The sequence below is a fragment of the Aestuariivirga sp. genome (assembly GCF_965227715.1).
Classification (GTDB): domain Bacteria; phylum Pseudomonadota; class Alphaproteobacteria; order Rhizobiales; family Aestuariivirgaceae; genus Aestuariivirga.
The window spans coordinates 3846173-3871964 of record NZ_OZ245771.1; the positions used below are offsets into that span (position 1 = coordinate 3846173).

Annotated in this window: 25 protein-coding genes; 12 read left to right on the forward strand and 13 right to left on the reverse strand. The window is 62.4% G+C overall.

From position 1 onward, the window contains the following. Positions 1-17 precede the first annotated feature (17 nt). From petA to ACO06F_RS18215, 4 genes are all read left to right on the forward strand, one after another. Positions 18-605: a ubiquinol-cytochrome c reductase iron-sulfur subunit gene (gene petA / locus ACO06F_RS18200; protein ID WP_421694144.1), complete on the forward strand. Its 588-nt coding sequence runs from the start codon at positions 18-20 to the stop codon at positions 603-605. 15 nt (positions 606-620) lie between these two features. Next, positions 621-1922: a cytochrome b gene (locus ACO06F_RS18205; protein WP_421694145.1), complete on the forward strand. Its 1302-nt coding sequence runs from the start codon at positions 621-623 to the stop codon at positions 1920-1922. Between the two features lie 16 nt (positions 1923-1938). Further along, positions 1939-2769 (forward strand): cytochrome c1, encoded by an 831-nt coding sequence (locus ACO06F_RS18210; RefSeq protein ID WP_421694146.1) that lies wholly within the window; start codon positions 1939-1941, stop codon positions 2767-2769. A 102-nt stretch (positions 2770-2871) separates the two neighbouring features. Next, positions 2872-3744, forward strand: a complete 873-nt coding sequence (locus tag ACO06F_RS18215) for an S-methyl-5'-thioadenosine phosphorylase (protein ID WP_421694147.1) — start codon at positions 2872-2874, stop codon at positions 3742-3744. A 22-nt stretch (positions 3745-3766) separates the two neighbouring features. Here ACO06F_RS18215 and ACO06F_RS18220 read toward each other — a convergent pair whose 3' ends face one another. Then, positions 3767-4360: a DUF922 domain-containing protein gene (locus tag ACO06F_RS18220; RefSeq protein ID WP_421694148.1), complete on the reverse strand. Its 594-nt coding sequence runs from the start codon at positions 4358-4360 to the stop codon at positions 3767-3769. Positions 4361-4646: 286 nt separating this feature from the next. Between ACO06F_RS18220 and ACO06F_RS18225 the strand changes: the two genes are divergently transcribed. Together ACO06F_RS18225 and ACO06F_RS18230 are read left to right on the forward strand one after the other, a co-directional pair. Then, on the forward strand, positions 4647-4859 hold the full coding sequence (locus ACO06F_RS18225) for a cold-shock protein (RefSeq protein ID WP_421694149.1): 213 nt from the start codon (positions 4647-4649) through the stop codon (positions 4857-4859). Between the two features lie 166 nt (positions 4860-5025). Continuing rightward, on the forward strand, positions 5026-5751 hold the full coding sequence (locus ACO06F_RS18230) for a type 1 glutamine amidotransferase (protein WP_421694150.1): 726 nt from the start codon (positions 5026-5028) through the stop codon (positions 5749-5751). A gap of 1 nt (position 5752) precedes the next feature. Here ACO06F_RS18230 and prmB read toward each other — a convergent pair whose 3' ends face one another. The 4 genes from prmB to ACO06F_RS18250 are packed head-to-tail and all read right to left on the reverse strand — an operon-like array spanning position 5753 to position 9896. Continuing rightward, positions 5753-6691, reverse strand: coding sequence for a 50S ribosomal protein L3 N(5)-glutamine methyltransferase (gene prmB, locus ACO06F_RS18235; protein ID WP_421694151.1), 939 nt, complete (start codon positions 6689-6691; stop codon positions 5753-5755). Then, positions 6633-7595, reverse strand: a complete 963-nt coding sequence (locus tag ACO06F_RS18240) for a DMT family transporter (RefSeq protein ID WP_421694152.1) — start codon at positions 7593-7595, stop codon at positions 6633-6635. The genes prmB and ACO06F_RS18240 overlap by 59 nt, the downstream gene beginning before the upstream one ends. Next, positions 7592-8740 (reverse strand): MFS transporter, encoded by a 1149-nt coding sequence (locus ACO06F_RS18245; RefSeq protein ID WP_421694153.1) that lies wholly within the window; start codon positions 8738-8740, stop codon positions 7592-7594. Before ACO06F_RS18245 ends, ACO06F_RS18240 begins: the two co-directional genes overlap by 4 nt. After that, positions 8733-9896, reverse strand: coding sequence for an MFS transporter (locus ACO06F_RS18250; RefSeq protein ID WP_421694154.1), 1164 nt, complete (start codon positions 9894-9896; stop codon positions 8733-8735). The genes ACO06F_RS18245 and ACO06F_RS18250 overlap by 8 nt, the downstream gene beginning before the upstream one ends. Before the next feature lie 111 nt (positions 9897-10007). Here ACO06F_RS18250 and ACO06F_RS18255 point away from each other — a divergent pair, with 111 nt between their 5' ends. Further along, on the forward strand, positions 10008-10655 hold the full coding sequence (locus ACO06F_RS18255) for an MBL fold metallo-hydrolase (protein ID WP_421694155.1): 648 nt from the start codon (positions 10008-10010) through the stop codon (positions 10653-10655). Here the strand turns inward: ACO06F_RS18255 and ACO06F_RS18260 are convergent. Next, positions 10652-11065, reverse strand: a complete 414-nt coding sequence (locus ACO06F_RS18260; RefSeq protein ID WP_421694156.1) for a tellurite resistance TerB family protein — start codon at positions 11063-11065, stop codon at positions 10652-10654. The genes ACO06F_RS18255 and ACO06F_RS18260 overlap by 4 nt on opposite strands. A gap of 48 nt (positions 11066-11113) precedes the next feature. After that, on the reverse strand, positions 11114-13894 hold the full coding sequence (locus ACO06F_RS18265) for an ATP-dependent DNA helicase (RefSeq protein WP_421694157.1): 2781 nt from the start codon (positions 13892-13894) through the stop codon (positions 11114-11116). Positions 13895-13961: 67 nt separating this feature from the next. On the opposite strand from ACO06F_RS18265, the gene ACO06F_RS18270 reads away from it, so the two are divergent. Together ACO06F_RS18270 and ACO06F_RS18275 are read left to right on the forward strand one after the other, a co-directional pair. Beyond that, positions 13962-14813 (forward strand): dienelactone hydrolase family protein, encoded by an 852-nt coding sequence (locus ACO06F_RS18270; RefSeq protein ID WP_421694158.1) that lies wholly within the window; start codon positions 13962-13964, stop codon positions 14811-14813. A gap of 93 nt (positions 14814-14906) precedes the next feature. Next, entirely contained in the window at positions 14907-16529 is a 1623-nt protein-coding gene (locus ACO06F_RS18275) for a lysine--tRNA ligase (RefSeq protein ID WP_421694159.1), read from the forward strand. Positions 16530-16595: 66 nt separating this feature from the next. On the opposite strand, the gene ACO06F_RS18280 is transcribed toward ACO06F_RS18275, so the two are convergent. Continuing rightward, entirely contained in the window at positions 16596-17231 is a 636-nt protein-coding gene (locus ACO06F_RS18280) for a S24 family peptidase (protein ID WP_421694160.1), read from the reverse strand. Between the two features lie 103 nt (positions 17232-17334). Here ACO06F_RS18280 and ACO06F_RS18285 point away from each other — a divergent pair, with 103 nt between their 5' ends. Continuing rightward, positions 17335-17673 (forward strand): DUF952 domain-containing protein, encoded by a 339-nt coding sequence (locus ACO06F_RS18285; protein WP_421694161.1) that lies wholly within the window; start codon positions 17335-17337, stop codon positions 17671-17673. Beyond that, entirely contained in the window at positions 17670-18755 is a 1086-nt protein-coding gene (locus ACO06F_RS18290) for a quinone-dependent dihydroorotate dehydrogenase (protein WP_421694162.1), read from the forward strand. Before ACO06F_RS18285 ends, ACO06F_RS18290 begins: the two co-directional genes overlap by 4 nt. Here the strand turns inward: ACO06F_RS18290 and ACO06F_RS18295 are convergent. Beyond that, positions 18731-19465 carry a transporter substrate-binding domain-containing protein gene (locus ACO06F_RS18295; protein WP_421694163.1) on the reverse strand — a complete coding sequence of 245 codons (735 nt, stop codon included), beginning with the start codon at positions 19463-19465 and terminating at the stop codon, positions 18731-18733. The genes ACO06F_RS18290 and ACO06F_RS18295 overlap by 25 nt on opposite strands. Positions 19466-19730: 265 nt before the next feature. On the opposite strand from ACO06F_RS18295, the gene ACO06F_RS18300 reads away from it, so the two are divergent. Continuing rightward, a complete protein-coding gene (locus ACO06F_RS18300; protein WP_421694164.1) occupies positions 19731-21374 on the forward strand; it encodes a glycosyltransferase family 2 protein in 1644 nt (547 codons plus the stop codon). Here ACO06F_RS18300 and ACO06F_RS18305 read toward each other — a convergent pair. The 4 genes from ACO06F_RS18305 to ACO06F_RS18320 form a co-directional block, all read right to left on the reverse strand. After that, positions 21340-23064, reverse strand: a complete 1725-nt coding sequence (locus ACO06F_RS18305) for a SulP family inorganic anion transporter (RefSeq protein WP_421694165.1) — start codon at positions 23062-23064, stop codon at positions 21340-21342. The two genes, ACO06F_RS18300 and ACO06F_RS18305, sit on opposite strands and share 35 nt — an antisense overlap. A gap of 27 nt (positions 23065-23091) precedes the next feature. Continuing rightward, positions 23092-23358, reverse strand: a complete 267-nt coding sequence (locus tag ACO06F_RS18310; RefSeq protein WP_421694166.1) for a helix-turn-helix domain-containing protein — start codon at positions 23356-23358, stop codon at positions 23092-23094. Between the two features lie 108 nt (positions 23359-23466). Further along, positions 23467-24288, reverse strand: a complete 822-nt coding sequence (locus ACO06F_RS18315; RefSeq protein WP_421694167.1) for a bifunctional allantoicase/(S)-ureidoglycine aminohydrolase — start codon at positions 24286-24288, stop codon at positions 23467-23469. A gap of 115 nt (positions 24289-24403) precedes the next feature. Then, a complete protein-coding gene (locus tag ACO06F_RS18320; protein WP_421694168.1) occupies positions 24404-25651 on the reverse strand; it encodes a L,D-transpeptidase family protein in 1248 nt (415 codons plus the stop codon). Between the last annotated feature and the right edge of the window lie 141 nt (positions 25652-25792).

Here is a 25792-nt window from a genome sequence, read left to right on the forward strand (position 1 = left end):
AAAAGGGAACAAGAGACGTGTCCACAGCGGAACATGCGGAAACGAACCGCCGCGATTTTCTTTATATCGCGACCGGTGCCGTGGGTGCCGTCGGCGTAGCGCTGACGGCTTGGCCTTTCATCAATCAGATGAACCCTGACGCCTCGGTGCTGGCGCTGGCCTCAGTCGAAGTCGATCTCGCCCCGATCGCGGAAGGCCAGGAAATCACCATCAAGTGGCGCGGCAACCCCGTGTTCATCCGCCACCGGCTGGCGGCCGAAATCGAAGCCGCCAACAAGGTGGCGGTCACGGATCTTAAAGACCCGCTGGCGCGCAACGCCAATCTGCCGGACAGCGACCCGGCGACGGATGCCAACCGCGTGGTGGGCGGCAAGGAGCAGTTCCTGGTGATGATGGGCGTGTGCACCCATCTGGGCTGCGTGCCGATCGGCAATGAAGGCGAATATGCGGTGGTTGAAGGCAACACCAAGCACGGCGGCTGGTTCTGCCCCTGCCATGGTTCGCAGTACGATACCGCAGGCCGCATCCGGAAGGGCCCGGCGCCTGAGAACCTGGCCGTTCCGCAATATGCCTATCTCTCCGACACCAAGATCCGCATCGGCTAAGCAAGGACTTTCTCAATGAGCGGACATTCATCGAATTACGAGCCAAAGTCAGCCTTCGGAAAGTGGTTCCACGCGCGCCTTCCGGTGATGGAGCTGGTCCAGGCGCAGGCGCTGGACTTTCCCACCCCGAAGAACCTGAATTACTGGTGGACCTTCGGCGGCATCCTCGCCCTCATGCTGGTGGTGCAGATCGTCACCGGCGTGGTGCTGGTGATGCATTACACGCCCCACGTGGACATGGCGTTCCAGTCCGTCGAGCACATCATGCGTGATGTGAACTCCGGCTGGCTCCTGCGCTACATGCACGCCAATGGCGCCTCGATGTTCTTCATCGCCGTCTACATCCACATGTTCCGCGGCATGTATTACGGCTCCTACAAGGCGCCGCGCGAAGTTCTCTGGATGATCGGCGTGCTGATCTATTTGGTGATGATGGCCACGGCCTTCATGGGCTATGTGCTGCCCTGGGGCCAGATGAGCTTCTGGGGCGCCAAGGTCATCACCAATCTGTTCTCCGCCATTCCCTTCGTCGGGGACTCGATCACGACGCTGCTCTGGGGCGGCTATTCGGTGGACAACCCGACTCTCAACCGCTTCTTCTCGCTGCATTACCTGCTGCCCTTCGTGCTGGCGGGCCTGGTGGTGCTGCACATCTGGGCGCTGCACGTCTCGGGCAACAACAACCCGACCGGCGTATCGGTGAAGAGCGCGCAGGACACCATCCCCTTCAGCCCCTACTACACGGTGAAGGACGCCTTCGCGATCGTGATCTTCTTGATGTTCTATGCGGCCTGGGTGTTCTTCGCGCCCAACTATCTCGGCCACGCCATCAACTATCAGGAAGCCAACCCGCTGGTGACGCCGGCGCATATCGTGCCCGAATGGTACTACCTGCCGTTCTACGCGATCCTGCGCGCCATTCCAGACAAGCTGGGCGGAGTCATCGCCATGTTCAGCTCGATCCTGATCCTATTCGCGCTGCCGTGGCTCGACACCTCGAAAGTGAGGTCTGGCACTTACCGGCCGATCTTCAAGCAGTTCTTCTGGGTCTTCGTGATCGTCTGCATCATCCTGGGCTTTGCGGGCTCAGGTGCGCCGGACAATTACTTCCTGAGCCACGAACCGGCCAATCCGGAGGAATGGGCGCTGACCTACAAGCTGGTCGGCCAGATCTGCACTGCCTATTACTTCCTGCATTTCCTGGTGATCCTGCCGCTGCTTGGCCTTCTCGAGACGCCGAAGCCGCTGCCCGCGTCCATCTCGGACGCTGTGCTCGCCAAGCATCGTCCGTCCACCGCTGCCGTGCCGGCCGAGTGATCTGGGGGAATTTGATATGAACTTGCTCAAGACACTCACCATCGCGGCCGCTGGCCTCCTGCTGACCTTCACGGCGGCGGGGGCTTCGGAAATCCAGAAGACAGCCAAGGACATCAGCTACAGCTTCGAAGGGCCTTTCGGCCACTTCGACAAGGCCCAACTGCAGCGCGGCTACAAGGTCTACAAGGAAGTGTGCTCGTCCTGCCATGCGATGCACTTGATGTCCTTCCGCAACCTCTCCCAGCCCGGTGGGCCTGGCTTCACCGACGAACAGGTGAAGGCGCTGGCCGCCACCTTTACTGTTCAGGATGGCCCCAATGGCGAAGGCGAGATGTTCGAGCGGCCGGCATTGCCGTCCGACCGTTTCCCCTCGCCCTTCCCCAATGAGCAGGCCGCGCGCACGGCCAATGGCGGCGCCTATCCGCCGGATCTCTCGCTGATCACCAAGTCCCGCCCCGGCTGGTATGGCACGATCAATCAGCTGATCAACGGCATCGGCGGGCCGCAATATGTCTATTCCGTTCTGACGGGCTATGTGCCGGACGAGCAGCTGACGCCGGAGGTTCTGGCGGAGAAGCCCGAGGGCAAATATTACAATCCCTATTTCTCCAACGGCCACTGGATCGGCATGCCGCCGCCGCTGTCCGACGATCAGGTGACCTTCGACGATGGCACACCGGCGACGGTGGACCAGATGGCGCGTGACGTCTCTGCCTTCCTCGCCTGGACGGCCGAACCCAAGATGGAAGAGCGCAAGCGGCTGGGTTTCATGGTGCTGATCTATCTCGGCATCCTGGCGCTGCTTCTTTACCTCGTGAAGAAGAAGATCTGGGCCGACGTCCACTGATCACCCGCACGCTTTGTTCACGGGCCTGGAGTTCTGCTCCGGGCCCTTTTCGTTTGTGGAAGTCTCGGGCATGTTCCACGTCGAGCGTGGAGGGAGCAGATCATGGCGTCATCGGTGCTGGGCATCATCGGCGGTTCGGGAGTCTATGACATTCCGATGGACAACGCCCGCTGGGAGGAGATTTCCTCACCGTGGGGCGCGCCTTCGGACGCGGTGCGGCGCGGTGAAATCGGCGGCCTTCCGGTGGTGTTCCTTCCGCGCCATGGCCGCGGCCACGTCTATTCGCCGAGCACCATCAATTACCGCGCCAACATTGACGTCCTGAAGCGGGCAGGGGTGACGGATCTCTATTCCCTGTCTGCGGTCGGCTCCCTGAAGGAGGAGCTTTTTCCCGGCATGTTTCTGCTGGTCGATCAGTTCGTCGACCGCACCTTCGCGCGCGAGAAAAGCTTCTTTGGCACCGGCTGCGTGGGCCATGTGCCGTTCTCCCACCCGATCTCGCCGCTGCTGCAGGATGTGGCGGAGCAGGCGCTGCGGCAGGAGGATATTCCCCATGGCCGCGGCGGAAGCTATGTCGCCATGGAAGGCCCACAATTCTCGACGCTGGCGGAATCGCAGCTTTACCGGTCCTGGGGCGCCTCGGTGATCGGCATGACCAATATGCCGGAGGCGAAATTGGCCCGTGAGGCCGAGATCTGCTACTGCACCATTGCCATGGTGACAGACTATGACTCCTGGCACGATGACCACGGCTCAGTGGATGTGTCCAAGGTGATCGAGGTGCTGAAGGCCAATTCGGGCAATGCGGCGCGGCTCATCACCAGGATCGCGCAGAATTTTCCGCGGGAGCATCAGCCCTGTCCGCTGGGGTCTGACCGGGCGCTTGATTTTGCCATCATGACCGCTCCCGAGCGGCGGGATGCGGCGCTCCTGAAGAAGCTCGAAGCGGTGGCGGGACGGGTGCTCCAGGCTTAAGCGAGGCCTGCGGGCTGCCCGCCTATTCGGCAGCCATTCCCAGCACGGCACCCCGCATGAAGGGCTGCTTCATCAGCGACTGGCGTTCGGATTTATCGAAAGCCGTCTGCTTCTTGTCGCAGCTTGCGAGCATTTGCTGCCACAGCTGGTTCACCTTTTGGGATGCCTGCTTGCAGGACTTCACCTTGATCGCCTTGACCTTCCGGTCGAGATCCGCGGCGCAGCCCAGCCAGAGGGCGGCATGGTGCTCCTCATGGGCTTTCAGGAAGCGTGAGAAATTGCGCCAGAGCTGCCGCCGCGATGGAGGAAGCGCCGCCTCGTTCTTAAGTTTGGGAAGGTTGATGACGAAGTCCATGTGTAGCCCAAAGTCGACGATCTGGCAGTTGGCGGCCTGAACGAGCCTGCCATTGCGAAGTACCGTCGCAGAGCTGGAGGCGAGCGCCTTGTTGCCTTTCACTTCAGGCCCGCGGCTGAGGATCGCCCGGTAGATCTCGGCCGGCGTCCGGCCATTCACCGTGTAATAGCTGTAGTTGGTGCTGTGCGTGGTTCCGGCCAGGGCATTTCCACTGAGCGCCGCAACCAGTATTGCGCCCACCAAACCCAGAAACCGACTCATGCAAACCACTCCTCAACAGTGGAATACTTTGCATATTTTCGAGGCAAAGCAAGCTCCGCCAAAGGCGAAGACCCCTCTTGCCCTGAACGCATAGGTAGCTCATAATCAAACCTGTCCGGGCGGCAAGGTCCGTACATCAGCCGTGCTGTTCAACTGGCCAAGACCGTATTCCCGCTGGGGAAAGTGCCTTTCCATTGAGACACGGCTGAGCCTTCAGTCCGGCGCAGCCCTCGAAAGGCGGCTGGCCGCTGGGCGCAACGTAGACTGGATGAGGGACGCTTCTTTCATGCGCCAGAACGGCACTGTGAAGTTTTTCAACCAAGCCAAGGGTTACGGGTTCATTTCGCCGGACGGCGGCGGCAAGGACGTGTTCGTGCATGTCACGGCCGTGCAGCGCTCCGGCATTCCGGAACTGTCGGAAAACATGAAAATCAGCTTTGAAATCCAGCCCGACAAGAAGGGCCGTGGACCCCAGGCCGTGGACCTGCAGATCGTCTGACGATCTGGCGCTGACCGCCTTCCCTTGACCCCCATCGCGCCGCCCAGGGCGGGTGCGATACACGAATTCTTTGCATTGCCGCTCCCCACTCGACAGCCGCTCCATTTTGCGCCATTCCGCTTGCGCGGCCCCGCCAGAAAATCCGGGGCATGACCGGGGTCACCGAATGAAGCGCGCACTTGTTTTCCAGCATATGGACCATGACCATCCGGGGCGCTTCCTCGATTATTTCGCCGAGGATGGCATTGTTCCGGAGCAGGTGAGGCTGTTCGAGGGCCAGGAGATTCCGCCGCTCGCGCCCTATGACTTCCTGTTCGTGCTGGGGGGCGCGCAGGATACCTGGCAAGAGGACCTTCACCCCTGGCTCATCGCTGAGAAACAGGCCATCCGGGAATGGGTGGCTGATCGGGCGCGGCCCTATTTCGGCGTCTGCCTGGGCCACCAGCTTCTGGCCACCGCACTCGGCGGGGACGTGGGCCCGGCGGCGGAAGGCGAGATTGGCGTGTTTGACGTGACGCTGACTGAGCAGGCGAAGTCCCACCGGCTGACACAGGGGCTCGAGCCCAGCCACAAGGTCATGCAATGGCACATGGCGGAAGTGAAACGCGCTCCGCAAGGTGCCGCGGTGCTGGCGGCGTCCGCACTAATTCCGGTGCAAGCACTCGCTTTCGGCGATCACGCCATGAGCACGCAGTTTCATTGCGAGTTCACACCGCAGACGGTGGCCGGATGGTCATCCCTGCCGAGCTATGTTGCCAATCTCGAGAAGCACCGTGGCGAAGGGGCCTATCCGCGCCTTGTCACGGAATCTTTTCCGCTGATGCCGCAGATGGCGCGCATGACCCGGCAGATGTATGACAATCTCGTCACCGCCACGGGCCTTCGCAAATAGATCAGCCCTGAAGCTCGAGCAGTTGCTCGCGGGTGATCCAGAAGACTTCGCCTTCAGATTCTTCTGTGTCGAGCCAGAGAAAGTCGAGCTGCGGAAATTCATCGATGAGCCGCTCTCGACCGGTACCCACTTCGCAGAGCAGCCCACCGCCGGGGTTCAGATGCGCCGGCGCTTCGGCAAGGATGCGCCGCACCAGATCCAGCCCGTCTTCTCCGCCAATATGCGCCATCACCGGTTCGTGCTGGTATTCCCGAGGAAAGGCTTCGACCTCGCCCTCCGCCACATAGGGCGGGTTGGAGATGATGAGATCATAGGTGCGGCCCTCCGCGGCCTCGAAGAGGTTGCCTTCGAGCAGGCTCACCCTGTCTTCCACATCATGCTCATCAAGGTTGATGCGTGCGACCTCGAGGGCATCGGGCGAGAGATCGGCAGCATCGATCTCCGCATCGGGGAAGATCTGCGCCGCGATGATGGCGAGGCAGCCTGAACCGGTGCACAGGTCGAGCACGCTCGTCACATTGCTCACATCTTCGATCAGCGGTGCTTCGTCTCCGCCGAAGATGCCGGAGAACATGAGTTCACCGATATAGGAGCGCGGCACGATGACCCGTTCGTCCACATGGAAAGACAACCCGTGGATATAGGCGCGCTTGACGAGGTAGGCAGCTGGTGCCCGGGTTTCCACCCGGCGGCGGATAATGGCGGCCAGGGCCTGCCGCTCACCCTCCAGAAGCTTCGCATCGAGCCATGGATTGATGTCGTTGATGGGCAGGTGCAGCGTCTCGAGGATCAGGAAGGCAGCTTCGTCCAGTGCGGAGGTGGTGCCGTGGCCATGCGCGAGTTTGGCGTCGCGGAATTCGCTTAACCCCCAGCGCAGAAAGTCACGAATGGTCGAAAGCTGGCTCACCACTTCGTGGTCGGTCGGCTTGGCGTTTGGCATGGCGTCTATCCCGGGTAGCGAAGAGAGCTTGAATCGCGATTGCCGCCACAATCACCGCCCCGCCGAGGAAAGTCCAGATGGGCGGCAGCTCACCACTGGCGAGCCAGGCCCAGAGCGGCGAGAGGGCAGGCTCCACCAAGGCGATCAAGGCGAGCTGTGCTGCAGGCACGCTGCGTGAGCCGATGGTGAACAGGATGAGGCCTAGCGTCAGCTGCACTGCGCCCATGATGAAGGTGAGGGCGAAGTTCCACCAGCCAATGGCGAAATCCTGCAGTCCATAGGTTTCCCGGAGGCCCGTTGGCAGCAGGATGACGAGACCGGCGAAAAGGATGAGGTAGACCGCGTTCCAGATGAGCGCCACGGACATTTCCGTCTTCTGTCCCCAGCGCAGCAGCACGGCGTAGCAGGAGAAGCAGAAGGCGGAATAGAGCGCCAGAACAGAGCCGATGAATGCGCCGCCCCCGGCATTGCCATAGAAAATCACGGCCATGCCCGCCAGTGCCACGCACATCGCAGCCCAGGTGACGGGTGGAATGCGCTCACGCAGAATCCACAGGCCGAGGATCGCAGAAAAGAACGGAGCCATGCCGGACATGAACACCGCGCCCGCGACGGTGGTGTAGAACATGGCGATGATGAACACGAGCCCGGCAGTGCCGATCGCCACACCGGCGATCACGGCATTCAATCCGGCCTCGCGAAAGGCCGCCCATAATCTCCCTTGGAAGCGGAGAGAAAGCCAGACGCCGAGGCAGATCAGGAGGGTGAGCGAGCGGTAGAAGACGATCTGCCAGGCGTCGATTCCCTGTGTGAGGCGGACGAGAGCGCCCGCTAGGCTCCAGCAGGCCGCACCTGACGCCACGAAGATGACGCCTGCGCCATAGCTGAAGATCCTGCGGGTCATGCAGGCGCGCGCCTTCCGCGCCCATTGCTGGCGATGACGGAGACAATGAAGACGAGGAAGACCGCCGCCATGGAGAAGGGCAGGCCGTCCGGGCCGAAGCCTGCCATGGACCAGCCGGCCGCGAGCGAGCCCGCAAGTGCTCCCAGGCCCCACATGGTGGAGAAGGATGCCGTTCCGGTGACCAGTTCATGGCCGGAGAACTTTTCGCCAAGTTCCGCAAGCGCCACCGTATAGATGCCGGCGGCGGTGGCCCCCATGACGGTGAGAACCGGCCACAGCATCCAGGTTCCAAAGACGAAGGGGACGAGGAAGGAACAGGCGCCGCTGAGGATGCCGCAGCCTGCCATGACCCAGCGCTTCGGGAAGTGGTCGGCGCACCAGCCGATGGGGAACTGCAGCACCGTGTTGCCCAGCACGAAGGCGGTCAGCGCCAATGCCGCCATTTCCTGGTTGAAGCCCTTCTTCACCGCGTAGACGGGAAGGAAGCTCAGGTTCGCTGCATCCAGAATGGCGAACATGCCGACGGCAAAGAGCAGGATGGGCGCTTTTTTCGCGAAGGCGATAACGGAGAGCGGTGTTTCGTCCTCACTATCCACCTCTTCGTCTTTCACGAAGAAGATGGGCAAGGTGGCGAAGAGCAGCACCACGGCGCCAACGATGAAGGGGAGGGCCCCTTCAATGCCGGTGAAACCGATGACGGCGGGCCCGCCACCGAAGCTCAAGGCCAGGATCGATGTGTAGAGCGCGAGGATGCGCGAGCGCCAGGCTCCTTCGGAGAACTTCACGATCCAGGCTTCGCTGATCGCAAACAGGATGGAGACGAAGAAGCCCTGAAGAACGCGCAGGCCGAACCACCACCAGAAGACGGGGAAAAACGGGTAGCAGAGGATGACGCAGGCCGTGACGAGGGCTGAACCGATGACCGCGCGCTTTGCCCCGAAGCGGCGCACGGCGAGTGGGATGAAGAAGACCGACAGCATGATCCCCGCCGGGTGCATGGCGGCGTTGTAGCCGATCCAGTCCGATGGAATGCCCCGGCTCTCCATGATGAGGGAGAGCAAAGGGAACATCAGCCCGAAGGTGAAACCGAAGACGGTGATGGCGGCAACTGCGGCCAGCAGGTTGATGATGCGCTGCCTATCCATGCGCCTCTCCCCGCACCAGCCGCCCGCCGCTCAAAGCCAGTCCGCCCAACAGTAGCAGATAGAAGAAGGCCAGCGTGACCGGCACGGCATTGATGCCGAAATTGTCGATCGCCACGCCCGCAACGGGCGGGCCGATGAGGCCACCCACACCCCACATGGCGGCAATTGCCGCGGCCCCGGCCATCAGGTCCGGGCCCTTGAAGCTGTCACCCATCACAGCCAGGGCCACCACATAGACACCGAAGGCCGAAGCCGTGAGCAGCATCATCACCGGCCACACCAGCCAGTGGGTGATGACCAGCAGCAAGCTGAGCGAGAGCACCACGGTGAGGCCCGCCGTCACGAACATCACGCCCTTGCGGGACCAATGGTCCGCGAGCCAGCCCAGCGGATAGAACATCAGCACATTGCCAATGATGCCGATCCCCAGCACGCGGCTCGCCACTGCCAGGTCAAGGCCATGGCGGATGCCATAGATGGTGAAGAAGGAGATCAGCACATTGTCGAACAGCGTTGCCGCGGCAACCGCGAACAGCAGCATGGGCGCCTTGCGCACGAAGCCGAAGAAGCCTCCTCCACCCTGCTCGCGGAAATCCTCATCCTTCACCTTGACGAAGGCGAGGGGCAGGGCACTTACCAGGATGCAGGCAATGCCGATGCCCCAGGGCAGAAAGCCCTGAAGCCCTGTCCACGGCAGGATCAGCGGGCCTACCGCGAAGGTGACGGCAAGGAGAGAGGTGTAAATTCCCATCACCCGCCCACGGTTCGCATTGGTGGCAAACGAGAGAACCCAGGTTTCACTCACCGTGAAGAGGGCGCTGGTGGCCAGGCCGAAGATGAAGCGCAGCGGAAACCACATCCAGACAGGTGACATGCTGATGGCGAGAAGGCTCAACACCAGGACCAGCACCAGCGCGAAGGCGGCATGCTTGGTGCCCGCATTGCCGAGGAGTTTCGGTAGGAAAGGCCCGGCCATGAGGATGCCGATCGGCCCCATCGCCACATTGAGGCCGATCGCCCAGGCGGGCCAGCCGTCCTGCTCCATCAGCAGGGGGATCAACTGCAGCGTCAGTCCGAAGGCAATATCGCACGCGCCCACTGCCGCCAGGGCGGCAATGATGTTCCCGTTGCGCGATGCGGTGTTTGCGGAGGTCATGCAGATTCGGAGTGGCGGTGCTGAATTTTTGTTCAATAGAGCTGTAGAGGGCCGCCCGGCGCGGGGCAAGGCGGTTGCGCCGAAGGTGGGCCGCAGCTATGCACTGCCGCCATGACAAAGCTTCAGGCCTTCATCATTCCCGTCACTCCCTTTCAGCAGAACTGCTCGCTCATCATCGATGAAGCAAACGGAGTTGGCGCGATCGTCGATCCCGGCGGTGACGTGCCCTCAATCCTCGAGGCCATTGCCAAGGCCGGCGTCAAGGTGGAGAAGATCCTGCTGACCCACGGGCACATCGACCATGCGGGCGGTGCGGCTGAGTTGAAGGAGAAGCTCGGCGTTCCCATCGAAGGGCCGCACCGGGAAGATCTGTTCCTGCTCGAGGCGCTGCCCGAGAGCGGCGCCAAATATGGAATGACCGGTGTTCGGCCGGTGACGCCGGACCGTTGGCTCAAGGAAGGTGACACCGTCACCGTGGGCGATCTCTCTTTCGCCATTTATGAGGCACCCGGCCACACGCCAGGCTCTGTTGTGTTCTTCAATGAGGAGAACCGGTTTGCCTTGGTGGGGGACGTTCTGTTTCAAGGCTCCGTCGGCCGCACGGATTTCCCACGTGGCGACCACGCGGCGCTGATCCGCTCCATCACGGAAAAGCTTTATCCGCTGGGCGATGACGTGGTCTGCCTGCCAGGCCATGGCGCACCCTGCCAGATTGGCGAGGAGCGGCGGACGAACCCGTTTCTGAACCCGTCGAGCTAATCCCGCTGAAAACGCGCGATGGCAGAGCGTTCGAGGGCAGCCGTCACCAGCTTGTCCAGCTTCAGCGCATCGCGCAGCATGGCGAGGAAGCGGAGCTCTTCCTTGCCAACAGCCAGGTCAGACGCGGCAACCTCCACGGCCAGCGCATAGGCCGTCTCGCGCAGCCTGGGCGCCAATGCCCTGCTGATGAGACCCAGTATGGCCTCCAGGCCTTCCGAGTCCTGCAGGATTTCGCCCGCTTCCTGCGCAACCATCAGAAGCCGGTTCTCGTCAAAATTCCGGAACACCGGAAGCGTCAGCACGAGCTGGCGGATCTCTGCGAGTTCAATCGCGTTGATCTTGCCCTCGACACCAGACATGGTGACCATGGTGTAGATAAGCGCCTGTTCAGTCGAAATCGTGCCGGGCATCGATGCCTCCGTTTTGGCCAGGGAGTTAGGGGAAGAGGGCCCGAACGGTCAAGCTCTCACCATGTCGATTGCATCGACGAGACCCAGGCGCGAGACCTGAACGCCGGGTGGAAAGGCAGTCAGGAAGCGGGAGGCCAGGCGCGGGTCAAGGATGACGAAATGGCCCTTGTCTCCCGTGCGGCGGATCAGCCGGCCGAACGCCTGCCTCAGGCGCAGGCGCACCACCATGTCCGTATAGGCATTGCCGCCAAAGGCCTCCTTGCGCGCCCGCTCAAGGATGGTGGGCGTGCCCCAGGGCACCCGGTCCAGCACGATAAGGCGGAGCGAGTCGCCCGGCACGTCCACCCCATCGCGCACCGCATCGGTCCCGAGGAGGCAGGCATCACGCTCGGCGCGGAACATGTCCACAAGCGTCCCTGTGTCCATCGGGTCCACATGTTGTGCGTAAAGCGGCAGGCCCGCATCGGCCAAGGGCTTCACCAGCCGCTTGTGCACGGCCTTGAGCCGGGAGATGGCCGTGAACAGGCCGAGCCCGCCGCCGCCTGAGGCCAGAAAAAGCTCGCGGTAGGCGGCGGCCACCTGGTCCATGTCTTCGCGGTTCACATCGGTCACCACGATGACGCGGCTGGAGCCGGCATAATCGAAGGGCGAGTCCCAGCTTTCGCGCTTCACGGGGTAGGGGAGGTGCACGGCACCCGTGCGCATTTCGGCATTGGCCCAGTCATCGGGCACGTCCGGGGGACGGTCCTTCAAGGTGGCGGAGGTGATGACGATGCCATCCGCCTGGCGCAGCACGGCGAGCGCCATGGGTTCCGTCGGGTCCAGCCAATGGGAATGGAGCCCCACATCATGCTCACGGCCGAAGGCCTGGGCAATGTCGAACCACTCCACGAAGAGCGGGTTCTTGCCGTCGAGAAGCCGCCGTAGCATGTCGATCCAGGAGCCCACCATCAATTCGCCGCGCCGCTTGAGCGAACGCGAGATGGCCTCGATCCGGCCGCGGTCATTGCTGGAGAGATCCTCGGCTTCGCTGTCCAGCTTGCGTGCAAGCGCATTGGCAAGCGCTGACATCGGTCGCTTTAGGTCAAGCAATGCCTCTGACAATTGCGCCGCGGCTGCTGAGAGGCCCTCAACCAGTGGCAGGCAATCTGTTTCCAGCGTGTGGGCAGCGTTCGCCTGTTCGGCGCGGGCGAGCACCTGCTGGCGGACGAGTGCGAGGAAGTGTTCCGCCGGTCCCTCCGCCTGGCCCGCCTGCACGCGCCTGGTCCAGCCGGGGCCTGGCAGGGCAAATGCTGCGCGCAGAACCTGCTGCAGCAGCTTTTCGCCCGCTTCGTCCTCACCCAGAAGATCGGCGATGCGATCTGCCAGTCCACGGCCTCTGCGGCGCTCGGCCTCCGGCCCTCTGATCCAGCGCCGGAGTTCGGCGGTTTCAAGTGCTGTCAGATGCCCGGAGAAGGCTGAATCCGCGGCATCGAACAGATGGTGGCCCTCGTCGAAGACGATGCGGCGGATGCCGCCGGGGGCGGCTTCTTCTTCCTCCGTCTGGGCCACGCCCAAGGCATGGTCGACCGCGGCCTGATGCAGCACCAGCGCGTGGTTGGCGATGACGATGGATGCATTGCGGCCAGCGCGCACCGAGCGTTCGATGAAGCAGCGCCGGTAATGCGGGCAGGCGGAATAAATGCATTCGCCCCGCCTGTCGGTGAGGCCCAGGGATTGCGCGGTGACGCCGCGCTGCTCGCCATCGAGCGACAGATCGTTGAAGAGGGAGAGGATCCAGGACGGGAAGTCGCCGCCTACCATGTCACCATCGCGCGTGAACCGGGCCCAGCGGGAAATGAGTGCCGCGAGAAGTGCAGTGCGCGGGTTGGCGGAGGTGAGGCGGCCGAACACCTCCTGCATGTTGAGAAGGCAGACATAGTTTTCCCGCCCCTTGCGGATCACGATTTTCGACTGCCGCTCCTCCGGGTTTTCAATGAGCCGGGCGGTTTCCTGGTCCAGCTGGCGCTGCAGGTTCTTGGTGTAGGTCGAGACCCACACGGGGGCGTTGTTCTTCCGCGCCCAGAGATAGGCGGGCGAGAGATAGCCCAGCGTCTTGCCGAGGCCGGTGCCCGCTTCCGCCAGTAAAATATTGTTGATCTCTTTTGACTGGCGCGGCTGGAAAGCGAAGCTGGCAGAGCCGGCATAAGCCGCCTGCGAGCTGCGCTCCTCGGACCGGGACCCCAGCACCTCCCTCAGGAAGCGCTGGGCCTCCTCAGGCGAAATCGCGTCCTGGCGCCCCGGCGCACGGCCGCCGTCCTCTTCCCATTCCTCCACCCTGTCCCAGGCATTGAGGCCCGTGGCAAAGGAACCCACGTCCAGCTTCGGATTGGCCTTGAGGAGGGCCTGCATCACCGGCTTGGACCAGGGCCAGTTGGCCCGGGCAAGGAAAGTGGCGTTTTCAGCGGTCTCCCGGATTACCGGATAATGCTTGCTGCTCAAGCGGTTGAGCAGATCTTCCGCGATAAGGCGGAGAGTGTCCTCATCATCCTTGCCGGGGTCCAGCGCCAGGGAGCGTGCGAAACCTGTGGGCGTTGGGGTGGCGAAGCGGGCCGGGCACACGAAGGCGAAGAGTTCGGCCACATCAAAGTGCCGCTGCTCGCGGGCTGCCCTAACGGCGGCGCGCTGCGCCTGTGCGGCAACGCCCAGCCGCTCGATGAAAAAGGCGGAATGGCAGATGAGATGAGGCTTCGCCGCCAGGGCTGCCAGGGCAAGGATCGGCTCCATGGGCTCGCCGCCAATCACGGCGCCCATGCCAGACGCCACGGCGGTACGAAGGGTCGAATCCATTGTCATCCTGTAGACTTCGCCCCACGTTTACTCAGGCGGATGGCTGAACGGAAGAGGAACGGAGCCCATGGAACAGAAAATCATCGATCTCTTTGACCGCTACACCCACGGTGGCATGAACCGGCGCGACTTCCTGGAGCGATTGACATCGCTTGCAGGCACGGCTGCCGCTGCGGCGGCGCTGCTGCCCATCCTCGAAAACAACTATGCGCTGGCGGAGATCGTGCCGGAAAACGACCCTGACATCACCGCCCAAATGGTGGAGATCGCCCCCGGCATCAAGGGATATCTGGTCAGGCCAAAGGCTGCCGGCACCTATCCGGTGGTGTTCGTCATTCACGAAAACCGCGGCCTCAATCCGCACATCAAGGACGTCACGCGCCGTGTGGCGAAGGAAGGGTTCATCGCCTTCGGTGGCGATTTCCTGACCTCCAAGGGTGGAACGCCAGCGGATGAGGACAAGGCGCGGGAGCTGATCGGCACGCTCAGCCCGCAGGAGACCGTTGGTTTTGCGCAGTCGGCCGTCGACGCGCTGGCGAAGGTGGAGGGTGGCAATGGCAAGGTGGGCGCCATCGGTTTCTGCTGGGGTGGAGGCGCGGTCAACACTCTCGCCGTCACGGGTGACCCGAACCTGAAGGCGGGCGTTGCATATTACGGCATGCAGCCGAAGCCTGAAAGTGTTTCTGGCATCCAGGCGCCGCTGCTCCTGCAATATGCGGGCCTTGACGAGCGGGTGAATGCCGGCATCAAGGATTATGAAGCCGCGCTGAAGGCCAACAACAAGACGTACGAAATTTTCGTCTATGAGGGCGCCAACCACGCCTTCAACAACGACACCAACGCCGCGCGCTACAACAAGGCGGCAGCGGATCTGGCCTGGGGCCGCACCGTGGCCTTTCTGAAAAAATATCTCAGCTAGCGGCCAAAGGGGCCGGGCCGTCTCCAAGATTGACCCGGCCCCTCTGCATCCGTAAAGAACCGGGCTCATCTTCAGCCCGGACACCCCAAAATCATGACTGCCGATTCAGCCCTTCGCGCCGCCGCAGAGACCAGCAAGGCCTGGCCTTTCGAGGAAGCCCGCAAGCTGGTGGCGCGCATCAAACGGACCGGCAAGACGGAGGTGCTGTTCGAGACCGGCTACGGCCCCTCGGGGCTTCCCCACATCGGTACATTCGGAGAAGTGGCACGCACCACCATGGTGCGCCGCGCCTTTGAACTTCTGTGCGACGTGCCCACCAGGCTTCTGTGCTTTTCGGACGACATGGACGGCATGCGCAAGATTCCGGAAACGGTTCCGGACCCTCAGGCGCTGAAGCCCTATCTGCACATGCCGCTCACGGCCGTTCCGAACCCGTTCGGCGGCGATTATGCGAGCTTCGGCGACCATAACAACGCCATGCTCCGCCGATTCCTGGATACATTCGGCTTCCAGTATGAGTTTGCCTCCGCCACGGACTATTACAAGTCCGGCCGGTTCGACACGATGCTGCTGCGCGCGCTCGAGAAGTTCGATGACATCATGGCGGTGATGCTGCCTTCGCTCGGTGAAGAGCGGCAAGCCACCTATTCGCCCTTCCTGCCGATCTCGCCCCTTTCAGGCCGCGTTCTCTATGTTCCCATGAAGAAGGTCGATGCCAAGGCCGGCACCATCACCTTCACCGATGAGGACGGGGCCGACGTGACCATGCCGGTGACGGGCGGCAACACCAAGCTGCAATGGAAGCCGGACTTCGGCATGCGCTGGGCGGCGCTGGGTGTGGATTTCGAGATGTTCGGCAAGGACCACCAGACCAACGCCCCGATCTATGACCGGATCTGCGAAATTCTTGGTGCCGAGGCGCCGGAACACTATGTCTATGAGCTGTTCCTGGACGACAAGGGGCAGAAGATTTCGAAGTCCAAGGGCAACGGCCTCACCATCGACGAGTGGTTGACCTATGCCGACCCTGAATCGCTTGCGCTGTTCATGTTCAACAAGCCGCGTGAGGCGAAAAGGCTCTATTTCGATGTGATCCCCCGCGCGGTTGATGATTATGGCGCCTTCCTGTCCGCCTACCAGCGCCAGGCGGAGAGGCCTGCCGACCGCCTGATGAACCCGGTGTGGCACATCCATGGCGGCAACCCGCCGGCACCCGAAGAAGGCGGCATTTCATTTTCGCTGCTGTTGAACCTTGCGGCCGTGGCCAATGCGCATGACAAGTCTGCGCTGTGGGGCTTCATCCAGCGCTACCAGCCTGACCTTACGCCGGAGAGCCGCCCCAGGCTCGATGCGCTGGTCGCGCACGCGCTGCGCTATTTCGACGATTTCGTGAAGCCGAAGAAGCAATATCGTCCGCCCACGGAGGATGAGGCAAAGGCATTGTCCGATCTGTCCGCCGCGCTCGGAACGCTGCCGGAGGGGGCTTCGCCCGAAGAGATCCAGCAGAAGGTCTATGATGTGGGCCGCCATGAACCGTACAAGACCACACAGAAGGATGGCTCCGTTGGCGTGGCGCAGAGCTGGTTCAACATGCTCTACCAGGTGCTTCTCGGCGAAGAGAAGGGCCCACGCTTCGGCAGCTTCGTGGCCCTCTACGGGATCGGCAACACACGCCAGCTCATTGAGCGGGCCGTGAACGGAAAACTGGCGGCCTGAGTCAAAAGAGGCCGTCTCAGATTTCGCAGGGTGGGCTCAATATGGCCCACCCGTTGTGTGCAAAAATTACTGACTGGCCCACATGATGCGGCCGATCCAGTCTACGTCCTTCATGTCCAGCGTTTTGGTCGCGTGGTTCGGGTTGAAGGAGGCGAGTTCGAGGGTTTTCGAGGTCTGGCGCTGCAGGATCTTGGCCATGACCTGGCCGTCACTGAGGCGGACCACCACGCGGTCTCCCTTGCGGGTGGTGGCGGCGGGGGAAATGATGATGATGTCCCCCTCGCGGTAGACCGGCATCATTGAATCGCCGGTTATTTCCAGCGCATAGGCATTGGTGTCGGTCACGCCCGGAACCTCGATCTCGTCCCAGCCATTGCCTGCGGGAAAGCCCGAATCATCGAAGAAGCCGCCCTTGCCGGCCTTGGCGAGGCCCAGAAGCGGGATTTGCCGGAGCTTCGGCGGCTGGCCGCGGCGGCCGATCAGCAGATCGGAGAATTCTTCCATGGAGGCGCCCGACGCCTGCAGAAGGCGCGAAATCGACTCCATCGTCGGCCAGCGCGGGCGGCCGTCCGGGCCGTTGCGCTTCGATGGATTGAATGACGTCGGATCGAGGCCGGACTTCTTGGCCAGGCCCGAGGCCGAAAAGCCGTAACGTTCCGCAATCGTGTCGATTGCGTTCCAAACCTGTTTATGGCTGAGCATGGAGCTTCTCCGGATCCTGATGCAAAAGTTCTTACTCTTAGGAAGCTATACCTTGTGCCGCGCGGATTGTCCAGACGCAATGGGAAGCTTATGGTCCCCGCCAATGCGAATCCTTTACAAAATCATCACCGCTGCCGAATGGCGTGACGCTGAGGCCAAGTCCGTGTTCGAAGGCTCCGCCGTGGACCTGAAGGACGGCTTCGTCCACCTGTCCGCCCCGCACCAGGTGCGGGAAACGGCAGCGCGGCACTTTGCCGGGCAGGAGGGGCTGCTGCTGGTGGCCCTGGCCGAGGGCGATCTTCCGAACCTGAGATGGGAGCCCTCGCGTGGGGGCGATCTGTTTCCGCATGTCTATGGCGTGATCGAGACCAGGCTCGCGGCCTCCGTCCTGCCCTTGCCGCTGGTGGATGGCGCCCATCAGTTTCCCGCCGGTGTGGCATGAGCCTGGCTGGTCTCGCCTTTCCGCTCGCAAGGCCGCTCCTCCACGCGCTGGATGCGGAGACGGCCCACGGGCTGACCATTCGCGCGCTGAAGGTGATGCCCCGTCTTTCGAGGCCCACCGCGGACCCGCGCCTTGCGGTGGACGTTTTCGGCCTCTCATTTCCCAATCCGCTGGGGCTTGCCGCCGGTTTCGACAAGAATGCCGAGGTGCCGGATGCGATGCTGGCGCTGGGTTTCGGTTTCACGGAAATCGGCACGGTGACGCCGCGGCCGCAGGAGGGAAACCCAAGGCCCAGGCTGTTCCGCCTGGCGGAGGACCAGGCGGTGATCAACCGCATGGGCTTCAACAATGAGGGCCATGCCGCCGCACGCGCACGGCTCAGGCTGCGGCGGGGGCGGCCGGGCATCGTTGGCGTCAACATCGGCGCCAACAAGGATTCAGGTGACCGGATTTCGGATTATGTCACAGGGATCGAGGCGTTCTCCGGCCTCGCCTCCTATTTCACCGTCAACATTTCTTCGCCCAACACGCCGGGCCTGCGGGCGCTTCAATCCCGCAATGAGCTCGAACAGCTTCTCTCGCGGCTAAACGCGGCCCGGGCGAGGACCGACCGACAGCCCCCCATGCTGCTCAAGATCGCGCCGGACTTGCGCGAAGATGAGCTGGAAGACATTGCCGCGGCCTGCGCTGCCGGGGCGGTCGATGGCATCATCGTCTCCAACACCACGCTTTCGCGGGATGGGCTTCGCTCGCCACAAGCGGCGGAGCAGGGCGGGCTTTCGGGCGCTCCGCTCCTCTCCCTTTCCACCCGCCAGCTGGCGCGCATGTTCCTGCTGACGGAGGGGAAAATCCCGCTTATCGGCGTGGGAGGCGTGCAGGATGGAGAGTCGGCCCTTCTCAAGATCCGCGCCGGAGCAAGCCTCGTGCAGCTCTATTCGGCCCTCGTCTATAAGGGCCCCGGGCTTGTGCCGGAGATCCTCGCGGGGATGGCAGCAGAGCTTGACCGCACGGGCGGAACGCTGGCGAGCCTCAGGGGGAAAGATGCCGCCTTGATCGCTCACCAGGGATCAAGCGGCACGTAGGTTCGTATGATCTTCGCCGTGGTGCCGTCAGCCTGGGCCTTGTCGAGGCCATAGTCGAAGGCCTGCGCCAGTTCCGGCCTGTCGCGCCGGACGAGGAAGGACAGGTTGCGGCTGAAATAATCGAAGTCTGAATAGGCGCCCCCGAGGAGGCGGCAGCAATCCCCCGCCGCTTCGCCTGCCACCCAATAGATCACCTGCAAATTGTCACCGAAAATGGCATCCACATCGCCCGCCTTCAGTGAAGCACCAGCCGCGGCGAGATCGTCAAAGGGTGTGATGCGGGCTGAGCCATAATAGGCGGTGAGCCAGCGGGCATGGACGGTGTCCTTCACCACGCCGATGCGGCGGCCGGACAGGGCTTCGGAGGATGCCGTATCAAGCGTGCTGGTTTTGGGCACGGCGAAGCGGCCCATGATCCGGAAGTAGGGCCTGGTCATGCGGGCGGCACTCAACGTCTTCTCGTCCAGTCTGGGGCCCGTCACGGCGACGTCCGCTTCACCGTTTTGGAGTGCGGGCAGAATGTCCGCATAGGGCCTCGTCTCGACGGTGCAGTTCAGCCGCGCCCGCTCACACGCGGCGATGGCGAGTTCGACCGAGAGGCCTGAGGGCGAGTTGGTGCGGGAGAGAAAGCTGTAGGGCGCGAAATCCGCATCCGCGACGAGCTTCACCTTTGTGTTGTCCGGCAGTTTCGGGAGCGGCTGCTCATCCACCGTTCGGAACTGCGGCACCTCTGTCTGGGGTGAGGCATCCTGCGCGAATACAATCTCAGATAGAGAGACTATCCAAAGAAACATCCACAAGGTAGTGGAAAACTTTACGTAGCGTCGCATTACTGTGCCGTCTAGCAAAAGGTCGCGTGCGGTGTTGTCGGACAACGATCACCAGGGTTTTGGCGAAGCTCCCACGACGCCTCTCACCTTAAACGGGGAAGAGAGCGAAGTCTTGCCCCGTCTGCGCCGGGACAGCTTGTGCGATATGCTTCGCCGCTTGCCGGAGGAAGAGCGGCAGGAGGCACTGCGCACCAAGATACTGAGGGCGGTGAACCTTCCGGGCATCTCCTTCTACGCCGTCTGTGGACGTCCTGCCCTGGCAGCTGCACGGGCGAGGGGCCTCGGCATCGTCGGTTACGCCGAGGCCGAGGACCTACTGGCGGCAGCGCGCGGTGTGCTGTGGCGGCCATTGCTGCAAGAGGCCACATTTGGCTTGGCCCGCCGGTGGCCCAAATATTCGGCGAGCCGCCGTTTCACGGCTGAGCAGGCTCTTGTTCTCGTCGCACTCCTGGCGGCCGTAGTGCTCTCCGTGGTGCTGCTGCCTCCTTCTCTCGTGCTGGTGTGGCTCTCCGCGGTGAGTGGGGCTTTTTTCCTGGCTGTTGTCGCGATCCGGGTCCTGTGCTTCTTGCCGCCCATTCGCTGGCCGGACGAAGATCCGGTTGCTGCGCTTTCCGGGGATCAGCTGCCCGCCTATTCCGTCCTCGTTCCGCTGTTCCGGGAGACGGCGGTTCTGTCCCAGCTTCTCACCGCGCTCAAATCGCTGCACTATCCGCGGGAGAAGCTTGATATCAAGCTGATCCTCGAGGAGGAAGACGTCCTCATGCGGCGGGCCGTGGCGGGGCTGACGTTGGATGACCGCTTCGATGTGATCATTGTGCCCGCAGGCCTGCCCCAGACGAAGCCACGCGCCTTGAACTATGCGCTGCAATTCTGCCGCGGCGAACTCGTGACGATTTATGATGCGGAAGATATTCCGGAGCCGGACCAGTTGCTGAAGGCCGCGCATCGTTTTGCCGCCGCTCCGCCCGAACTTGCCTGCCTCCAGGCGCAGCTGACCTTCTATAATCCGAACGAGAATTGGCTCACGCGCCAGTTCACCGCCGAATACGCCACCTTGTTCGGCGTTTTGCTGCCGGTGCTGGCAAATCACAGGCTGCCCCTGCCGCTCGGTGGCACGTCCAACCATTTCCGCGCCGATGTGTTGCGGACCGTGGGCGCGTGGGACCCCTTCAATGTGACTGAAGATGCGGATCTGGGCCTCAGGCTTGCGAGGCTTGGTTATTCCACCTCCGTGCTCGACAGCCTGACCTATGAAGAGGCGAACACCAGATTCTTGAACTGGATGCGGCAGCGCGCACGCTGGCTGAAGGGCTTCCTGATGACCTGGCTCGTCCACATGCGCGAGCCTCTCACCTTCATGCGGGACGTTGGCCCCGCCGGCTTCTGGGCAGCGCAAGCGCTGACCATAGGTGTTTTTGTATCTGCACTCGTACACCCGATCTGCATGGCGGCGACAATCATCCTCTACATCGCCTTCCCGGTTCTGCCGCAGGGCGCGGGTCTGGCGCTGCTGCTGCTGGCGGGTGTGAACCTCTTTGTGCTGCTCGCAGGCTACTGCACCGGCTTCATGCTGACGCGGCGCGCCCTCAGGCAACGGGGAATTTTCCACTGGACGGGCACACTTGCTGCCATGCCGCTCTACTGGATGCTGATGTCAGCCGCGGCGTGGATGGCGCTCTGGCAGTTCATCACCAGGCCGTTCCACTGGAACAAGACCGAACATGGATTGTCCTCACTTCAGAAGCGGGCACCCGTCAAGCGGCGGAAGCCATCTCCCGGTACTGCGTAAGCGCATCATCAAGGGTCGAGGCAAAGTGCACTGCGGGCGGCCTCACACCATGGGTCAACAGGCTCCGCCGCACGTCCGCATTGGCACCGCTCACGAACAGTTTCACCGCCCGGCGGTCTGCCTTGTGGGCAAGGCCCTCCATCACGTTGGCGCCGGTTGAGTCGAGGAAGGGGACGGCGGAGAAATCGACGATCAGCGCCTTGTGGGTGTCCTGGATGCGGTCCAGCACAGAGGCGATGGAGGCCGCGGCACCAAAGAAGAAAGCGCCGGTGATGCGATAGACCACGAGTTCGGGATTGGCCGCCAATGCTTCATCATAGCCGCCGCGCGGCTGGGCCGAGTCCGCGATGTCTTCACCCACGAAGGGTGTTTGGGTTTCAACCGCAGTTGCCTTGGACATGCGGTAGATGAACAGCACCGAACCCAGCGCGAAGCCCACCACGATGGCCTCTGTGAGGTCACGGAAGATGGTGAGGAAAAATGTGGCCGCCAGGACCGCGGCATCCCCCCAGCCGGAACGGATGAGCACGCTGATCGCCGGCTTCTCGATCATGTTCCAGGAGACGATGGCCAGAACGCCCGCCAGTGCTGCCAGTGGAATGTAGGCTGCAAGCGGAGCGGCAACTGCCATGAAGATCAGAATGAAAATGGCATGCAGCATTCCGGACACCGGCCCATGGGCGCCGGACCGCACGTTGGTTGCGGTGCGGGCAATGGTGCCGGTGACGCAGAAGCCTCCGAACAGGGCAGAGCCGATGTTGGCCACGCCTTGCGCCACCAGCTCACAATTGGAGCGATGGCGGCGCCCTGTCATGCCGTCTGCCACCACAGCGGAAAGAAGTGACTCAATCGCGCCCAGCAAGGTGAAGGAGAGGGCCGCGGGCAGCACCGCGATGATCTTGGCCAACGAGATCACGGGCAATGCGGGAGCCGGCAGCGCGCTTGGAATGCCACCGAACTTCGAGCCGATGGTGGCAACCGGAAGCCCCAGCTTCCAGGTGGCGAAGGCTGCGAGCGCCACGGCGATCAGCATGCCTGGCCAATGCGGCTTCACACGCTTGAAGCCCACGATCAGGCCCGCGGTCCCGAGGGAGAGTGCCAATGCGGCGGGGGTGAGGCTTGGGAGTGCCTCCCACAATACCGGAATCTTTTGCAGCAGCGGACCTGGCTCTGGCACCGGCAGTGTGAGCCCCAGAAGCTCCTTCACCTGGCTGGCGAAGATGATGACGGCAATTCCTGCCGTGAAGCCCACGGTCACGGGGAAGGGGATGAATTTTATGAAGGTTCCGAGCCTCAAGAATCCGATGGCGGCAAGCAGGAAGCCGGAGATGAAGGTGGCCAGGATGAGGCCGTCCATGCCGTGCTGGGCGACGGTGGCTGCAACCAGCACGATGAAGGCGCCCGCAGGACCGCCGATCTGAAAGCGCGAGCCACCCAATAGCGATACGAGAAAACCGCCCACTGCTGCCGTATAGAGGCCCTGCGCCGGCGTTGCGCCGGATGCGATGGCAATGGCCATCGAGAGGGGCAGCGCCACGATGGCCACGGTGAGGCCGGCCATCGCATCCATGCGGAAGTTCTTGAGGGTGTAGCCCTCGCGCAGAACGGTAACCAGCTTCGGCGTGAAGAGTTCGGCGAAGCTGGCGCTCCGCTGGGTGGGAGGAGGAGATGATGCTGTCTGCACGGACATCTGCGATGGCCTTGTTGCTGGAGAAGTCTAGGAGGAAGGGGGTGCCTTGGGCTCACGGAAGCGCACACCGCGCCCGCCGCCTGTGCTCTGCGCATTCTCGCCAATGAGTTCGACACCGGCAGACTCGATCGCCTGGACGACCTTCACCAGGCTGTCCACCACGCCGCGCACCTGACCGTCGCTCGCCTCCATGCGCTGGATGGTGGGCAGAGAGAGGCCGGACTTTTCAGCCAGAGTCTTCTGGTCCATGCCCAGAAGGGCACGGGCGGCGCGGATTTGGGCCGATGTGATCATGGCGGTGCCAAAACGAAGAAGAATGCACGGCCAATCTAGTGGTGCACGTTCAAAACGTCAAGAGTGATGTTTAAAACATCAATTCTGCGGTTTGAGAACTGTCCTTACTTACACGCGCAGTTTCATGTGCCGGTTCACATCCTTGTAAAGGAGATAGCGGAAGGGTCCTGGCCCCCCGGCATAACAGGCCTGCGGGCAGAAGGCGCGGAGCCACATGAAGTCGCCCGCTTCGACCTCCACCCAGTCATTGTTCAGACGGTAGACTGCCTTGCCCTCGAGAACATAGAGCCCATGCTCCATGACATGGGTTTCGGCAAAGGGGATGACCGCACCCGGCCGGAAGGTGACGATGTTCACATGCATGTCGTGGCGGATGTCATCAGGATCAGCGAAGCGTGTGGTGGCCCACTTGCCATCGGTCCCGGGCATGGCGACAGGCGTTACCGCCTCGTCCGAGGTCACGAAAGCGTCAGGCACCGCAATTCCGTCCACGGCCTCATAGGCCTTGCGCACCCAGTGGAAGCGGACCGGTGCGGTGGAATTATTTCTTAAGGACCAATTGGCGCCCGGGGGAAGATAGGCGTAACCACCCGCCAGCATCTCATGCCGCTTGCCATCAAGCGTGAGGGTCATTTCGCCTTCAACGACGAAGAGCACACCCTCTGCTTCACGTGACGGTTCCGGCCTGTCGCTGCCGCCGCCGGGCAAAACTTCCATGATGTATTGTGAAAATGTTTCCGCAAAACCGGAGAGCGGCCGCGCAATCACCCAGGCGCGGGTCTTGTCCCAGAAGGGCAGAAGGCTGGTCACGATGTCCCGCATCACACCCTTGGGGATCACCGCATAGGCCTCGGTGAAGACGGCGCGGCCCGTCAAGAGTTCGGTCTGGGGTGGGTGGCCGCCATGGGGCGCGTAATAGCTGCGGGTCATCGGTGCTTCCGTTTGCTTCAGAGCAGCAAGCGTAATGCTGCAGGCCTGCAGCCGCAAGCCGCCGAACATCGCTCGATCAGTCCGAAAAACTCAGCCCGGTCTACCGCGCCCTTTTTCAATAAGTCCGGGGCTGCGGCTGGCCGAAGATGAAGCCGGTGCCGTCCAGGCTGTAGACGTCCGGGCGGAAATTCACGCGGCCGTCTTCCGTGGCCCAGGCCGTCAGATACATCCAGCGCACGTCCGGCCCGTTCTCGATCTTCTGATCGAACTGCTCCGTCGTCGTGGTGAGGTTCTGATAGGAGACCTCGTCCAGGGGGGCGGCCGTACGGTCCAGAATCCACTTCACCACGGTGCTCACCTGATCAATGCGGACGCAGCCCGAGCTTTCGAAGCGCACGTTGCGGCCGAACAGCTCTCGGTGCGGCGTGTCATGCATGTAGACCATGAACTGGTTGGGGAAGTTGATCTTCACCGTGCCCAAGGAATTATGCGGACCAGGCTCCTGCCGGAAGAAATAGCGTTCCGGGTCGGTTGCCGTCCAATCGATGAAGGTGGGGTCAATCTCCGGCCCGTCCACGCCGTCGAACACACGGATGTGATTGTCCTGGAGGTAGCCCGGATCACCAAGATACTTTGGCACAATATCCCGAGCCACGATGGAGGCGGGGATCTTCCAGTAGGGATTGAAATTGATGTCGCTCACCTTGCTGGCGAGGGTGGGTGACGGGCGCTCGAGCTTGCCCACAATGATGTTGTGGCGGGAATAGACGCGGCCGTTTTCAACCGTTTCCAGCTGGGCGGCGGGAAGGTTGACGAGGATTGCGAATTCCGAGAGGTCCTGCGCATAGGCTTCGACGCGGGGAAGGTTCTCGCGCAACATGCCGAGCCTCGTTTCCGCCGGCACGTTGAGTTGGGCGAGGGTCTTTTCGGCCACGATGCCTGAGGGCAGAATGCCATGGTTCAGCTGAAAGGCCCTGACGGCATCTTCCATGGTCTCGTCATAGAGACCGGCTGAGCCTGAGGAGAGCGAATCGAAGGGCAGATAGTTTTCCCGGATCAAACGCTGGCGAAGTGCAATGACGGCATCGCCCTTGGCACCCTTCTTGAGGGTGCGGGAGCCGATCTGCTCCCACCCGCCGCCGGCAACAATCTCCTCATACATGGAAATCGCGCCCTGCAGAGCGTCCGCCGAACTGGCGGTCAGCATCGGAATCTGATCTTGCCCGGCGACGATTTCCGTCTGGGTTGCCAGCTTGCCGTCCTTCGTGGGCGCCGCCTTGAGGGGCGTTGGCGTGGTGAGCGAGCTGGTAATCACCGGCTCCTCTGCACGTGCGGCGAGGCCCATGGCCACAAGGCTGGTCATGGCAAGAAGGCTGCGATTGAATACGCGACGCGAGAGCACTGGCAATTCCCCTGGCTAGACCGATTTCACACTGGGTGAAGCCGGTAAATGGCGGCTTAATTGCGTAAAGTCTAGTGCCCTCCTGCGACCCAAATGAGGCAA